We start from the raw sequence: 643 nt of genomic DNA on the forward strand, positions 1-643 counted from the left end.
CCCCGAGGAATGCCCGCAGCATCAACTACGGGCTGATCGGCAGGAACACACCGGTTCGGTTCTCGGTCCCGGGCAGCTACTCGTACCTCGACGTACCCGCGGTGGCGGGCGCTCAGATCTCCACCCCCGATCATGCGTCCCTGGACATCACCGGTGACATCGACGTGCGCGTCGAGATGATCCCCTCCGCCTGGGTCGGGACCTACGCCGCCCCGATCTGGGAGATCATGGGCAAATATCAGGCGACGGGGAACCAGCGCTCCTGGTTGCTGTTGATGAGCCCGAGCGGCCACCCCCAGTTCCGCTGGTCGCCCGACGGAACGTCGGCATACACCTTCATCGTGGCGACGCAGCCGGTCCCGGTGCTGCGTCGTATGGCCGTCCGCGCCACCCTCGACGTCAACAACGGCGCGGGCGGAAACACCGTCACGTTCTACACGGCAACTACCCTGGCAGGGCCCTGGACGCAGCTCGGCGACCCTGTCGTGACCGCCGGTGTCACCTCCATCTACAACAGCACCGCCCCGCTGGAGCTCGGGGACACGACCGGCACAAGTTTCGGTCAGCTGGCCCGCCGCTACGTCCGCGCCGAGGTGCGGTCCGGTATCGGCGGCACCGTGGTGGCCGCCCCGGACATGCGGGC

Annotated in this window: 1 pseudogene; it reads left to right on the plus strand. The window is 68.1% G+C overall.

The features are described 5' to 3' along the window. Positions 1-643: pseudogene (locus OTB19_RS43270) on the plus strand (hypothetical protein); the annotation flags it as partial.

Origin of the sequence: Streptomyces sp. H27-H5, assembly GCF_026627505.1 — a bacterium.
Taxonomy (GTDB): Bacteria; Actinomycetota; Actinomycetes; order Streptomycetales; family Streptomycetaceae; genus Streptomyces.